Origin of the sequence: Flavobacterium movens (genome assembly GCF_039581425.1) — a bacterium.
GTDB lineage: Bacteria > Bacteroidota > Bacteroidia > Flavobacteriales > Flavobacteriaceae > Flavobacterium > Flavobacterium luteolum.
Genome location: NZ_JBCPXY010000009.1, coordinates 151,395 through 166,689 on the forward strand (window position 1 = coordinate 151,395; position 15,295 = coordinate 166,689).

Genomic DNA, 15,295 nt, shown 5'->3' on the forward strand with positions numbered 1-15,295 from the left:
CATTATCTTGGAATCATCAAAATCCATATTGCCAAAAATCCTTTTGCTTGTTATTCTTGCTTTTCTTTTAATGGGAAACAAAATATCAGCACAAAATTTTAAACTCTTGCGTTATGATGAAAATTATGAGTTTTTAAAAGATTCTAACAGAAACTTTTACGAAAGATTAAAATTCATTCCATTAAATCAGAAGAAGGATATTTATATGTCAATTGGTGGCGAAGCACGATATGAATATGTTGATTTTAATAATGAAGATTGGGGTAGATTTAATGTCGGACATAACAATTTCCTACTTCAACGCTACGATCTTCATGCCGATATTCATTTAGGAAAAACCTTTAGAATATTTGCTCAATTGAGAAGTGCCTTAGAAGATGGCCGTACAAATGGAGCGCGCGGAATTGACGAAGATCAGCTGAATGTTCAGAATTTATTTTTGGATGTGAATGTCTGGCAGCAAAAAGACAAAAAAATAACGATTCGTGCCGGAAGACAAGAATTAGATTATGGCTCTGGAAGATTGATTTCTGTTCGAGAAGGTCCAAACGCAAGGCTCTATTTTACAGGAGGAAAATTGATGTATACTTCGTCAAGAGTATCTGTTGATGCTTTTGCGATGATGGCAGATACTGTTTATACTGGCGTTTTTGACAACAAAATGTCTAAACAGCTTAACCTTTGGGGAGCTTATTCTAAAATAATATTTCCGAAAGCAGGAAATCTCGATCTGTATTATCTCGGGTTCAGAAGAGATGCCTCTGTTTTTGAAGAAGGAATTGCTCCCGAAAGACGCCATACAATAGGTTCCAGATTATGGAAATATGGCGGCGGTTTTATCTATAATCTAGAAGCAGCTTATCAATTTGGAACATTCGGATCTGGAAACATTAATGCTTGGACAGGCTCTATTGACGTTGGATACATGTTTGAAAATGTAAAATTCAAACCAACCATCAATCTTCGAAATGATTATATCTCAGGAGATAAAAATCAAGGCAATGGAAATCTCCAAACGTTCAATCCTTTATATCCAAAAGGAGGTTATTTTGGTTTTAGTCCGCAAGTTGGGCCTGTAAACCTTATCGATATTCATCCGTATGCAACTTTTGATTTACTTTCGAATTTAAAAATGCAGGTCGATGTAGTTTTAAATTGGAGATATTCAACACAAGACGGAGTTTACAGACCAAGCGGTATCTTAAACCTTCGCGGAAGCGATTCTGATGAAAAATATATTGGAACGGCTTATCTCGCCAATTTTACATACGGTATCAACAAATATATTTCGGTTGTCAGCGGTATTCAGTATTTCAAAACTGGCGCTTTTATCAATGATGTCATTCCGAATTCTAAAGACGGTGTTTTCTTTAATGCCAGATTAACATTCAAATTTTAATTGTCAATTATCAATTGTTAATTATCAATTTCTCACAAACTAAATCCATAAATAATGAAAACAACAACTTCAAAATACAGCTTTAGATATTCTCATCTGATGCTTCTAATTATAACATTTGCAGGCGCACTTAGTAACAATGCATTTGCACAAACTGCTTCAATAGGTTCTACAGTAACTTGGGGGAAAGTAGACGGAATTGCAGTAAACGGATTGGTTCAAGGACCATCTGCAGCAGAAGCTGATTTACAAGTTGCCTGCGTTTTTGAATATACAGAAGGTGATATTTTTAACCCTCCTGCCCTTCCTGCAAACTTAAACGGAATGGTGCATCTAGACGACGCGTTAAAAGGCATTATAACCGAATTACGCAAAAGCGGAAAATTTCAAGGACATGCTCTAGAAACTTTACTAATTACACCTCCAAAAGGCACTTTGGCATCCAAACAATTATTATTAATCGGATTGGGAGACCGCAATAAATTTACTCCAGATTTAATGATAAGCGTTGGAAGCACTGCGATGCGCGAAGCCTTACGTTTAGGTGTTTCCAATTATTCTTTTGCAAGTGATATTAAAGACGCTGGAATCGATTCTCCAACCGCTTTAGTTGCCGAAAATGTAGTTTTAGGTTCTTTCGAAGCGTATAGAACGCAATCTTATTTAAAAGAGAAAAAGTTAACGGATTATAAGCCTCTAACAAAAATCATTCTACTTGCGGGTCCATCATTTTATACCGTTGCCGGAGAAGGAATTAAAGAAGCAATTGCAAAATTAAACTCTAAATAATCGAATTATGAAAGCAGATTTAATTTTATTCAATGGAAAAATTCATAGCTTCAATCCAGAAACTCCAGACGTTACTGCAGTTGCAATTAAAGACGGAAAATTTATTGCTGTTGGAAATGACAGCGATATTATGAGTTTTGCTTCTGAAGAAACCAAAATAATCGATCTTCAGAATAAGAGAGCTGTTCCTGGAATCAATGACTCTCACATTCATCTTATTCGTGGCGGATTGAACTATAATTTAGAATTGCGTTGGGATGGCGTTCCTTCTTTAGCAGATGCGCTTCGAATGCTGAAAGAACAAGTAGATCGCACTCCAAATCCGCAATGGGTTCGTGTCGTTGGCGGCTGGTCAGAATTTCAGTTTGCCGAACGCAGAATGCCGACTTTAGAAGAAATCAATGCCATTGCGCCAGATACACCTGTTTTTATTCTGCATTTGTACGATAGAGCCATTATGAACAGAGCGGCACTTAGAGCTGTCGGATACAACAAAAATACTCCTACCCCTCCAGGCGGACAAATAGAACGTGATTCCAACGGAGAACCAACAGGGCTTATAATTGCTACACCAAATGCAATGATTTTGTATTCGACTTTGGCTAAAGGTCCTACTCTTTCTTATGAGCATCAAATCAATTCGACGCGTCATTTTATGAAAGAATTGAATCGTTTCGGAATCACAAGCGTAATTGATGCTGGTGGCGGATTTCAGAATTTTCCAGACGATTACAAAGTGGTAAATGAATTGAATGAAAAGAACCAATTAACGGTAAGAATTGCGTACAATCTTTTCACACAAAAGCCAAAACATGAATTTGAAGATTTCTCCGATTGGATTGATACCGTAAAATTATATCAGGGAAATGATATGTACCGCCACAATGGCGCTGGCGAAATGCTAGTTTTTTCTGCTGCCGATTTTGAAGATTTTCTGCAGCCAAGACCAGATCTTCCAGAAAATATGGAAGCCGATTTAGAAAAAGTGGTGCGCCTTTTAGTCGAAAATCGTTGGCCATTTAGACTTCACGCAACTTACAATGAAAGCATTACCAGATTTTTGAATGTTTTTGAAAAAATAAATCAAGATGTTCCTTTCAACGGACTTCCTTGGATATTTGATCACGCTGAAACGATTGACGAAAGAAACATCGAGCGTGTAAAAGCTTTAGGAGGCGGAATCGCGGTACAAAGCAGAATGGCATATCAAGGCGAATATTTCACCGATCGTTACGGAGCAAAAGCTGCCGAAAACACACCGCCAATCAAAAAAATGATCGAAATGGAGGTTCCCGTTGGCGCAGGTTCAGACGCTACACGTGTGAGCAGTTACAATCCGTGGGTTTCTATGTATTGGATGACCGTCGGAAAAACAGTTGGAGGTTTGCAATTGTACAACGAAACCAGATTGAACAGACAAACAGCTTTGGAATTGTACACAAGAGGAAGTGCTTGGTTTTCGCAGGAACAAACTAAAAAAGGAGATATCAAAGTAGGAATGTTTGCTGATTTGGTGGTTTTAGATCGAGATTATTTTACCATTGACGACGAAGACATCAAAAAAATCGAAGCTGATCTAACCATTGTAGACGGAAAAATTGTGTATGCAAATGGAGATTTTTCTTCTTTCTCTCCGCCTCATATTCCGATTTTACCGGATTGGTCGCCAACGAATATCTATAACGGATATCCTGTGAGAAGCGGTTTGCAAAGCGCTATTGAAAAAAATGCAAAAGCAGATGCAAAACCAAAACTAACCTCGCAGATTCACAGCTGTAGCGGAAGTTGCGACGTGCATTTACACAATCACGATGCTGCCCGAATGAGCAATGTTCCAGTTAACAATTATAATGCATTTTGGGGCGCTTTGGGCTGTTCTTGTTTTGCTTTTTAAACTTAAAAAAATGATTGATATTATAAAACAAATCCTTTATTCCGATTTAGGATCATCATTCAACAATGCGGCTCTTTTAGTATTTAGAATTCTGCTTGCCATTGAATTGTTCAGAGTCCACGGAATGAAGAAATTCAGAGCCGAAGACGGACAAAATGAACATGTGCCAAATCCGTTGCATTTGCCAGAAAAACTAAACGGTTTAGTAGCAACGTTTTCAGATACTGTAATTCCGTTTTTCATTATTCTCGGACTTGGAACAAGGCTCGCTGTCTTGCCTACAATTGGCGTAACCGCAATTGGCTATTTTGTGGTTCACAAAAACGATTCGCTAGAAGTGCGCGATGTGCCATTTATGTACACTTTATCCTTATTACTGCTTCTTGCCCTTGGCGCTGGAACCTATTCACTTGATTATTATCTAATAACGTTTCTAAACAATTAATTTAAATACAAAATATTTTTAACACATAGAAACATAGCTTTTTGAAGCGAGTAAAAGGCGTTTCACTTGTATTAATACATATAGCATATTTATTCTCTCGCAGATTGAGCAGATTAAGCAGATTTTTTAATTTTTAATTTTTAATTTTTAATTCTTTCATCTGTCTTTTTCAACACAACAAGCTATGTGTTAGAAACTAGTTTCTTTCTTTATTCTTTTCAAAACAAAGAGAAAGCCTATGTTTCTATGTGTTTATCGATTTAGATTCCTCCAAAACTCATAACTCATAACTCATAACTCATAACTCATAATTCATAATTCATAACTCATAATTCATAACTTAACAAAACCTAATTTAAAAATGAAAGCAAACATCGGAATCAAACAAGAGAACATCTCAAAAATCGTCGAAATTTTAACTAAAGTTCTTGCAGACGAATTTATACTTTATACCAAAACAAAAAGAGCACACTGGAATGTTGAAGGTCCTGATTTTTATAACAAGCATATTTTCTTTGAACAGCAATATGATGCAATTGACGAAATCGTGGATACTGTTGCAGAAAGAATCCGTTCTTTAGGTCATTATACACCTGCAACTTTAAAAGATTTCTTAGCATTAACACATCTTACCGAAGAATTACAGGAGAAAAACGACAGTAATGGTTTTATTAAAGAATTACTTTTAGATCACGAAAGCATTATTATTTATCTGCGAGAAAACATCAATCTAATTGCTAACGAGCTACAAGACGCAGGAACAAGCGATTTTATAACTGGTCTTGTAGAAAATCATGAAAAAATGGCGTGGATGCTTCGCGCTCATTTAAACTAAAAAATATTATGGAACTAAAACAAAACAATATTTGGTACGTAACCCTGCTTCTAACAATCATAGCAGGGTATTGCGATACTGTAACCTTTGTCGCTGCCGATTCGATATTTTCGGCGCACGTTACAGGTAACTTTATCGTATTTGCTTACCAGATTATCAAAGGCTCAGATCTTCATGCATGGATAAAACTGCTTACTTTTCCCATTTTTATTATGGCAGTAATTATTGGTGGAAGAATTGCATTAAAAGCTACTAATCGTTATACCATTTTACTTTGGGAAGGCATAATACTGCTTTTAAGCGGCATTGCTTCTTACGCTTTTGGCTATTTGCAAAACTTCGAACAATGGACCATGTATACGGTCGCTATGTCAACCGTTTTTGCAATGGGACTTCAAAATGCTTTTGGAAAGCTTTACACAAAAGAAACCTATGGCCCGACAACTATGATGACCGGAAATGTAACTCAGGCTTCTCTTGATCTAGGAAATCTATTAAAAAACGGATTTAAAGATGTCGAAATCCTCGCAAATTTTAAAAAACAGCTGATTACTATAATTGGATTTCTTGTCGGATGTTTTCTTGGAGCTGTTGCAGGAAAGTTTTTCGGATTAGGCACTTTAATTCTGCCAGGAATTGCTATGATTATTTGCTATTTTTACCATCGAGACAGCCAGTAAGCAAGCCTTTTTGAATTGTAGTTTACCAATAAAATAGTATCTTTAAAGAATGGTTTTATCGCTTTTTCCTAAAAAAAGAAATAACTGAAATACGTATAAAACAGAAATATAACCCAATAATATGGAAATAATAAAACTAGAATTAGACGAAAAAAAACATGGCGCTTTTAATCTTTATGTTGATGATAAAAAATTAGGAGAAATGACAGTAAGCATCAAACCTGATTTACTAACGGTTTATCATACTGGAGTTGAACCAGAAGCTGAAGGAAAAGGTTATGCAAAGAAACTTTTAGAAGAAATGGTGTCATACGTTCGCGCCAATAATTTGAAGGTTTTACCGCTTTGTCCTTATGTTCATGCGCAATTCAAAAGACATCCAGAGGAATATGCGGATATTTGGAAGAAATAGTAAAGTCTATAAATATTAAACACATAGAAACATAGTTTTCTTTCCTTAAAAAAGATATTAGAAAGAAACTAGTTTTTCACACATAGATCTATGTTTTTTTAAACAAAGTGAAACGCCTTCTATACATTCATAAAAGCTATGTTTCTATGTGTTTAAAATAAAAAACTGCAGATTAAAAAATTAAAATCATTATGAATACAGAAATATTAACAGACGGCGTTCCTTTAAATGAAGCGAAAAAAGCTTTAATTATGATTCACGGACGCGGTGCGAGCGCTCATGATATCCTTTCTATCGCTAAACATCTTAAAGTGGAGGATTTTGCTTTGGTTGCTCCTCAGGCAGAAAATAGAACTTGGTATCCGTATTCGTTTTTAGCGCCACTAAACGAAAATGAACCTTCTTTTTCAAAATCTTTAGAAGCAATTCATCAGGTTGTTGTCGCGATTCAGCAAAACGGAATTGAGAAAGAGAATATTTGTTTCTTAGGCTTTTCTCAAGGAGCTTGTCTTGCTTTGGAATTTACAACCAGAAATGCAGCAAAATATGGTGGAATAGTAGCTTTTACAGGGGGACTTATTGGAGATAAAGTATATGAAAATCATTATTCTGGAAACTTTGAAAATACACCCGTTTTTATTGGAACAAGCGATCCTGATTTTCATGTTCCCGTAGAAAGAGTAAATGATACCGAAGCGCTTATGACCAAAATGGGTGCCGATGTTACTAAAAAAATCTACCCAAATATGGGACATACTATTAGTAAAGATGAAGTAGATTGCGCTAATGCATTGATTTTTAATAAAAAATAATGATTACCATAACTCGTGTTTACAGCGATTCAAACGGAGAAAGTCATTTTGAAGATTTTCAAGTTCCACTGAAAAACAATGGCGATATCGGCTTTTTATCTGATGATGAGCCTGTCAAATCCATTGTTTTTAGAGAAGTAAGTCCATCTTACGATTACGATTTTCACAATGCGCCAGGTCGCCAGTATATTGTTTTACTGGAAGGTGGCGTAGAAATCGAAACTTCGCTGGGAGAAAAAAGAACATTCCCTACTGGTTCGATTTTATTGGTAGAAGACACTACTGGAAAAGGTCATAAAACTAAAAACATCGAACCAAAGCTTCGAAAATCAATCTTCATAAAACTATAATTAAAAAAAACTGCCACTCCCGATAGCTATCGGGAAAAAGGATTCAATGGATTTTTTTTGCCACGAAGACGCGAAGACACAAAGTTTTCTTTTAAAGAATAATAAAAAGGAATCTCGCAAAGACGCAGAGTCGCAAAGCTTTTTTCTAAAATAAACTAATAAATTAATTTAAATCTGCTCAAATCTTTTTATCCCGATAGCTATCGGGAGCGTGAAAAAACATCAATAGTAAACACAAATCTATGTGTATTTATATAAGTGAAACGCCTTTTATACATCCCAAAAAAGCTATGTTTCTATGTGTTAAAAAAATAACCAATCCCGATAGCTATATTTCATATCATTAAATCACGATATATCGTGTAATATCAAATTTAATTTTTCTTAAAAAACCCTGAAAACAAAGCGTTTAACAAAATGGAATAGGGTTTGGTTATTCTTTAAAAAATTTAAAAACGTACCGTATTTCATTTCTTAATCTAGGTTAATCGATGCAGAAGCATAACGGACGTAAATTTGTAAAAGAAAATCAAACAAGAATTTAATATAACAAATACCATGGAAAATAAAATATTAGGCTTACACCATATTACTGCAATCGCAGGTGACGCTAAACGCAATTTTGACTTTTATTCAAAAGTTTTAGGATTACGATTTATCAAAAAAACAGTAAACTTTGACGATCCTGGAACGTACCATTTTTACTTTGGTGATGAAGTAGGAAGCGCTGGAACAATCTTAACTTTTTTTCCTTGGGGAGAAGGAATCCAACAAGGAAGAAAAGGGTCTGGAATGGCAACCGAAATTGGTTATTCTGTTCCAAAAGGAAGCTTAGATTTCTGGCAGAAACGTTTCGAAAAATACAATGTAATTTACAATAAACCTGCTGAAAAGTTCGGAGAAAAATACCTGACTTTCCTAGATCCAGACGGATTAAAATTAGAGTTAATCGAATCTAAAACAGACGATAACAGAAAAGCTTGGGAAACTGACGAAGTAAAAGCTGATGTGGCTACAAAAGGTTTTCATAACATTACTTTGACTTTAAACAGCATCAAAGCAACTGCTGCCATCTTAACAGATATATTTGGATATAAATTAATAGATCAGGAAGTAAATCGTTACCGTTACGCAACAGATGCTGTAGAAAATGCTGCCATTGTTGACTTGGTAGAATTGCCAGAAGAAAAACGCGGTTTAAATGCAAACGGAACAGTTCATCACGTAGCATTCCGTGTTCCAAACGATGAAATTTTAATGAAATTCAGAGAAAAAATTGAAGATTACGGATTGTCTATTACACCGCAAATTGACAGACAGTATTTCCATTCTTTATATTTCAGAGAACCAGGAGGCGTTTTATTCGAAATTGCAACAGATAATCCTGGGTTTACTGTAGATGAAAGCTTAAAAGAATTGGGTCAGAACTTAAAACTTCCTGCTCAATACGAACCTCAAAGAGCTGCAATTGAAGCTCATTTGGTTAAAATTAATTAATGTAAAAACTAAGCCGGTTTGTTTTAAACCGCAACACAACTATTTGAAAAAAGAGGTTTTCTTTTGAGAAAACCTCTTTTTTTGTAAACTTTCGAAAAGCATAAAAAATGTGTCGCTCCGCTGGAGCTTTTTCCCATTTGTCTTATTGAAATTCTCTAAATATTTTGCCCCGCTGGGGCATTACCTAACAATTTACAATATAAAGCTTTAGAAGATTTCTCTTTACACGCTTCGGAGAATTGGAATATTTATAGCAAAGATTGAACATTTACAATATAAAGCTCCAGAGAAGCGACATATAAGAATTCAAAAAATGTCCCTCCGCTGGAGTTTTTTTCCCATTTGTCTTATTGAAATTCTATAAATATTTTGCCCCGCTAGGGCATTACCTAACAATTTACAATATAAAGCTTTAGAAGATTTCTCTTTACACGCTTCGGAGAAGCGAAATATTTATAGCAAAGTATAGTCATTTACAACATAAAGCTCCAGAGGAGCGACATATAAGAATTCAAAAAATGTCCCTCCTCTGGAGCTTTTTTTCATTCGTCTTATTGGAATCTCTAAATATTTTGCCCCGCTAGGGCATTACCTAACAATTTACAATATAAAGCTTTAGAAGATTTCTCCTTACACGCTTCGGAGAAGCGGAATATTTATAGCAAAGATTGAACATTTACAACATAAAGCTCCAGAGGAGCGACATACTTTACTCCACTTCGAAATTTAATCTTCTGCAGCCATTAATTCTAGTTTAGCCATAATCAATGCAAGATTATTTTCAATCTTAATTTTTCCATCACGCCATTCTTTTTTATTTGATCCTCTTGAAATTCTAAAAATAAAATCGCCTGTAAAAAAATAACCCCAAGTTTCTCTCAGACCATTTTTGATTAGTCTTTTTTGTGCTTCTCTTAAATCAACTTTTATTTCAGTTCCGTTTTTAAAAGCCACAGTATCCAATCCGTCGAGACCTTTTCTAAATTCATGCCCACGGTATCGAACCAGTTTAATAAAAGCATTCATAAACAGCAAGGCACGATTTAGGTTTTCGACAGAAACGCTCAAATCCAAAATCTCCAATTTATCGGCTAGAACGTTATCATTTAAAATTTTACTTTCCCAGTACTCTTTAGTCGAGGTGATAATATCAATTGACTTATCGAGCTTTACATCAATAGTCAAAGGAGCTTGAGAGTCATTTTTTATACTTTGAGTTAAATCAAGTAAAGGTGTAGATTTAGAAGGAACTCTAAGTTGCATTTCGTACGTCTTTTTAAAAATAGCAATCTCATTACTTCCGTCAAAATCTACCGGTAACTGTGGAATGATTTTTCTCTTATATTCTGGCCCAACCCAATGTCTGCTTTTTGGTAGCGGAATCTTCATTTTTTCGCACGCATTTTTAATTCCCATACTGGAAACTTCATAATGTTTTGCAATCTGTGGAATCGGAAATTTCCAAACCAAACCATAAAGTTCTGATCGGGTAAAAGTAATTTTGTCCATAAATCAGTAAATTCAATTCAAAAAGAAATTCACCACCTCTATAATTGCTTAAAGAAATGGTGAATCATCAAAAATTAAGTGTTACTCTACTCCGCCGCCCAAAGCACGGTACAGGTTAATTGCTGCATTCAGCTTTTCGAGTTTTATTGTTACCAGATCCAATTCGTTTTGAAGCGAACTGTTCTGGGCAGCGATTACTTCAAGGTAATTTGCCATTCCGCTTTTGTAAAGCAAAGAAGCATCCGAAGTTGCTTTGTCTAACGACTCTGCTTTATCTTTCGCTAAAATCATACGTTCATCGGCATATTTTAATCTAGACATAGCATCGCTTACTTCTCCAACTGCGGTTATAAAAGATTGTTTGAATTGTACAACCGCTTTTTCTTGTTCGATAACAGCAACTTCGTAAGCTGTTCGCAATGCCTTTTTTCTAAAAATTGGCTGTGCTAAATTGGCTGCAATCGTTTTGGTAACAGAACCTGGAAAATTAAACCAGTTTTCGAATTCAAACGAATTGACACCAATTGACGGATTCAAACTCAAAGTTGGATACATAGTTGCTTTTGCCAATCCCGTTTTAGCGTTAGCAGACATTACGGCGTATTCACTGGCTTTTACGTCTGGTCTTCTACTTAAAAGCGAAGCAGGAATTCCTGCTGGAAAAACAACGGCAACTTCGGCTGCATCAATGTTTCCTGCTCTTTCAATCTTGTCTGGATATTCTCCACATAAAATCTGCAAAGCATTTTCTTGAACCGCAATATTCGCTTTCGCTAAAGGCACCAATAATTCAGCTGTTTTTTTCTGAGCTTCAGTCTGATTAACAGCCAAAGAACTAATTGAACCTGATTTATACTGTAATTGCATCATGTTCAAAGTATTGGTGCTCAACTCGATGTTTTTCTCAGCAATTTTCAATTGTTCGTCTAAACCTAACAAATTATAATAAGATTGCGCTACCTGAACAATAATTCGGGTTTTCAATGCCGAAAGATTTTCTGTCTGAGCAAAATATGCTGCTTTTGCATCTCTTTTCTGCATCGCTGCTTTTCCCCAAATATCTACTTCCCAAGAAAGACGAAGATTCGCACTGTAATCGTCCATATAATCTTTACCAATAAACTGCTGGCTCAAAGATCCATTCAAAGAGTTTTTTGATGGATAAGCACGGCTTGCACCTGCATCAAAATCAAGCGTTGGCATTAGAGACAATTTGGCTTGTTTATAGTTCAAGTCAAGCTGTTCCATGCTTTTCATGGCAATGATGACTTCATTATTTTTAACCAAAGCCTTTTCAATCAAAGCAACCAGAAGAGGATCTTTGTAATAGTTTTTCCACGGAAGCAAAACCGTATCTCCAGTTACCGCGATTTCCTCGCGGAATTGGTCTGGAGCATTTAAATCTGTACGGGAATATTTTTTTCCTACCACACACGACGTCATAATCGCTCCGGCAAATAAAACAATTCCGATTTTATATAGTGTTTTCATTATTATTCTTTTATCGTTTGAACTTGAGTCGCGATCTTTTTTCTTGATACTTTTTCCTGTAAATATTGGAATACAATGAAAAGCAACGGAATGACAAAAACACCCAACACAACACCGCTAAACATTCCGACAGCCGCACTCACGCTGATAGATCGGTTACCAACTGCAGTTCCTCCAGAAGCAAACATCAACGGAATCATACCTACAATAAACGCTAGCGAAGTCATGATAATTGGTCTTAACCTAGATCTTGAACCTTCAATTGCGGCTTCTACTATCGTTAATCCAGCCAAACGTCTCTGCAAAGCAAATTCGACAATCAAAATCGCGTTTTTAGCCAAAAGTCCGACAAGCATGATTAATCCGACCTGCACATAAATATTGTTATCTAAACCAACCGCTTTAATTCCGGCGAAAGCTCCTAAAATTCCTGTCGGAATAGAAAGCAATACCGCAAGTGGCAATAAATAACTTTCGTATTGAGCAGCAAGCAGGAAGAATACAAACAATAGACACAACCCAAAAATGGCAACTGTCTGGCTTCCTCCTGCTTTTTCCTCAAGACTTAAACCAGTCCATTCGTAAGTATAGTCAGATGGTAATTTGTCTAAAACCTTTTCCAGATTTTCCATAATTTGTCCGTTACTATAACCAGGCAACGCCATTGCTGTAATGTTCACCGAATTATAAAGATTGTAACGGTTTACCGATTCTGGTCCGTACACTTTGTGGAACTTCACAATTGATTTTACTGGAACCATCTGCATATCGCCATTTCTAACGAAAATTTCATTAAACGCATCTTCATCCATTCTAAAAATACCGTCGGCCTTTACATTCACACGGTAAAACTTACCAAATCTCGAAAAGTCAGCTGATTGATCTCCTGCAAAATAGGTTTGGATATTTCCTAAAAGTTCTTTGATATTTACCCCCATTTGACGCGCTTTATCTTCGTCAACTTCCAATTCCAACTGTGGATAATCGGCTCTAAAAGTCGTGTAAGCATATTGCACTCCAGGCTGTTTCATAATCTGTGCGATCACTTTATCAGACATGGCTTTTAAAGTTTCTGGACTTCTCGCCATTCTATCCTGCAACACAATCTCAGCACCACTCGTTACCCCAAAACCTTCAACTGGAGGCATTCTGAAAACCATAATCTGACCTTCTTTAATTTTTGCCAGTTTTCCGCTTACGATATTCATGATCTCTTCAATATCCTTAACTGCTCCCCTCTCTTTTTTTGGCTTCAGTTTTATAAAACCTAATCCATAAGCAGGACTGGCACTATTGCTCAAAATATTGAATCCTGTAATACTCGTATTAACATCTATAGCTTCTATTGGAGCCAATTCTTTTTCTAATTTTTGAATTACAGCAGTTGTACGATCAAGCGCCGTTCCTGGCGGCATTGATAAACTGTATACCATGAAACCATCATCTTCAAGAGGCACAAAACTTTTTGGCGTAGACATCATGGTATATACCGCAATGGCAGTTATTCCTGTAACTACTCCTGCAGCAAGCCATTTTCTTCCAATTAAGAAACGAACACCTTTGATATATCTTCCCGTTAAATTGTTGAAACTTGTATTGAATCCAACGAAAAAACGATCTTTGAAACTTGTTTTATGTTCATTATTATCTCCATGTTTATGTCCGTGATTTTTTAGCAAAAGCGCACATAATGCAGGGGTTAGCGTCAAAGCGTTTACAGCCGAAATGATAATAGCAATCGCCAATGTATAAGCAAATTGCTTGTAGAAAATCCCTGAAGATCCTGTCATAAATCCAATCGGAATAAATACCGCTGACATGACCAGAGTAATCGAAATTACCGCTCCCGTAATTTCTGCCATTGCACTGTGTGTTGCTTCTTTGGCTGAAATTCCTTCGTCTTCTTCCATTTTACTATGCACCGCTTCAACAACTACAATCGCATCATCGACCACAATTCCGATCGCTAGAACTAAAGCAAAAAGCGTTAAAATGTTAATCGTAAATCCGAAAACCAACAGGAAGAAAAACGTTCCCACAATCGCAACCGGAACCGCAATAGCCGGAATAATCGTCGAGCGAAAATCCTGAAGGAAAATAAATACTACAATAAATACTAGAATAAAGGCTTCTAACAAGGTCGATTTTACCTGTCCTGTTGCTTCATCCAATCTTTCTTTGGTACTCATTACGTTAACGTATTTAATACCCGGAGGAAAAGATTTAGACAATCGTTCTACTTCTTTATTAATTCCGATTTCGATGTCATTGGCATTAGAACCCGAAGTTTGTAAAATCGCCATCGTAACGGCATTTTTACTATTCGATTTATTATCACCACTGTACGAAATAGAACCAAATTCTACTCGCGCTACATCTTTAAGTCTTAGAACATTGCTTCCAACGTTTTTAACGACAATATTTTCATATTGCTCTGGTTTGTTCTTTTTTCCTTTGTAACGAATTACATATTCTAATGCCGCTGAAGATTCTTCTCCCAATTTACCAGGAGCCGATTCTAAACTCTGTTCCGCAATAGCCTGAGTTACATCTGACGGAACCAAACCTGCATTGGCCATTTTACGAGGATCTAGCCAGATTCGCATTGAATAATCTTTCTGCCCGAAAATCTGAACCTGTCCTACTCCCGGAACACGTTTCATTTGAGGCACTAAATTGATATTGGCGTAATTCTGCAGGAACAGCTCGTCGTATTTGCTATTATCATCTGTATACAAGTTGAAAATAACAATCATACTATTTTGCTGTTTTGAAGTCGTTAATCCCATACGGATAACTTCCTGAGGCAGTTTTGGCGTTGCTTGCTGTACTCTGTTCTGTACGTTTACCGCAGCCTGATCTGGATCTACGCCTTGTTTAAAAATGACGCTGATCGAAAAAGATCCGTCATTACTCGCAGTAGATTTAATGTACTGCATATTCTCAACTCCGTTAATCTGCTCTTCTAAAGGCGTTACTACCGAACGAATAACGGTTTCACTATTTCCTCCCGGATACGAACCGCTTACCATAACAGTTGGTGGCGAAATATCTGGAAATCGCGTTACCGATAATCTGGTAAGACCTATAATCCCCAGTATAACCAGTACAATAGAGATAACTGTGGCCAATACTGGCCTGTCTATTATTTTCTTTAACATGGAAATGTTATTTTATTGAAT

The 15,295-nt window shown here is 36.2% G+C and carries 13 protein-coding genes; 10 read left to right on the top strand and 3 right to left on the bottom strand.

Annotated elements, in window-relative coordinates; translation table 11 throughout:
* Positions 1-70 precede the first annotated feature (70 nt).
* The 10 genes from AAYQ05_RS16625 (at position 71) to AAYQ05_RS16670 (ending at position 9,113) form a co-directional block, all read left to right on the top strand.
* A complete protein-coding gene (locus AAYQ05_RS16625) occupies positions 71-1,399 on the top strand; it encodes an alginate export family protein (RefSeq protein ID WP_343544516.1) in 1,329 nt (442 codons plus the stop codon).
* A gap of 54 nt (positions 1,400-1,453) precedes the next feature.
* Positions 1,454-2,188, top strand: coding sequence for a M17 family peptidase N-terminal domain-containing protein (locus tag AAYQ05_RS16630; protein ID WP_343544517.1), 735 nt, complete (start codon positions 1,454-1,456; stop codon positions 2,186-2,188).
* A 7-nt stretch (positions 2,189-2,195) separates the two neighbouring features.
* Positions 2,196-4,082, top strand: a complete 1,887-nt coding sequence (locus tag AAYQ05_RS16635; protein ID WP_343544518.1) for an amidohydrolase — start codon at positions 2,196-2,198, stop codon at positions 4,080-4,082.
* Positions 4,083-4,092: 10 nt separating this feature from the next.
* Positions 4,093-4,527 carry a DoxX family protein gene (locus tag AAYQ05_RS16640; RefSeq protein WP_343544519.1) on the top strand — a complete coding sequence of 145 codons (435 nt, stop codon included), beginning with the start codon at positions 4,093-4,095 and terminating at the stop codon, positions 4,525-4,527.
* Between the two features lie 361 nt (positions 4,528-4,888).
* Positions 4,889-5,362 carry a Dps family protein gene (locus AAYQ05_RS16645; protein ID WP_281632382.1) on the top strand — a complete coding sequence of 158 codons (474 nt, stop codon included), beginning with the start codon at positions 4,889-4,891 and terminating at the stop codon, positions 5,360-5,362.
* An 8-nt stretch (positions 5,363-5,370) separates the two neighbouring features.
* The gene (locus AAYQ05_RS16650; RefSeq protein ID WP_343544520.1) at positions 5,371-6,042 is read left to right on the top strand and encodes a YoaK family protein; all 672 of its coding nucleotides are present in this window, start codon (positions 5,371-5,373) and stop codon (positions 6,040-6,042) included.
* Positions 6,043-6,163: 121 nt separating this feature from the next.
* A complete protein-coding gene (locus AAYQ05_RS16655) occupies positions 6,164-6,454 on the top strand; it encodes a GNAT family N-acetyltransferase (RefSeq protein ID WP_343544521.1) in 291 nt (96 codons plus the stop codon).
* A gap of 191 nt (positions 6,455-6,645) precedes the next feature.
* Positions 6,646-7,266, top strand: coding sequence for an alpha/beta hydrolase (locus AAYQ05_RS16660; protein ID WP_343544522.1), 621 nt, complete (start codon positions 6,646-6,648; stop codon positions 7,264-7,266).
* Positions 7,266-7,616, top strand: coding sequence for a cupin domain-containing protein (locus AAYQ05_RS16665; RefSeq protein WP_343544523.1), 351 nt, complete (start codon positions 7,266-7,268; stop codon positions 7,614-7,616). Before AAYQ05_RS16660 ends, AAYQ05_RS16665 begins: the two co-directional genes overlap by 1 nt.
* A gap of 558 nt (positions 7,617-8,174) precedes the next feature.
* Positions 8,175-9,113, top strand: coding sequence for a ring-cleaving dioxygenase (locus AAYQ05_RS16670; RefSeq protein WP_343544524.1), 939 nt, complete (start codon positions 8,175-8,177; stop codon positions 9,111-9,113).
* Between the two features lie 726 nt (positions 9,114-9,839).
* Here the strand turns inward: AAYQ05_RS16670 and AAYQ05_RS16675 are convergent.
* The 3 genes from AAYQ05_RS16675 to AAYQ05_RS16685 all read right to left on the bottom strand — a co-directional run bounded on the left by AAYQ05_RS16675 (position 9,840) and on the right by AAYQ05_RS16685 (position 15,274).
* The gene (locus AAYQ05_RS16675) at positions 9,840-10,622 is read right to left on the bottom strand and encodes a hypothetical protein (RefSeq protein ID WP_343544525.1); all 783 of its coding nucleotides are present in this window, start codon (positions 10,620-10,622) and stop codon (positions 9,840-9,842) included.
* A gap of 81 nt (positions 10,623-10,703) precedes the next feature.
* A complete protein-coding gene (locus AAYQ05_RS16680) occupies positions 10,704-12,113 on the bottom strand; it encodes an efflux transporter outer membrane subunit (RefSeq protein ID WP_343544526.1) in 1,410 nt (469 codons plus the stop codon).
* A gap of 2 nt (positions 12,114-12,115) precedes the next feature.
* A complete protein-coding gene (locus tag AAYQ05_RS16685) occupies positions 12,116-15,274 on the bottom strand; it encodes an efflux RND transporter permease subunit (protein WP_343544527.1) in 3,159 nt (1,052 codons plus the stop codon).
* Positions 15,275-15,295: the final 21 nt, after the last annotated feature.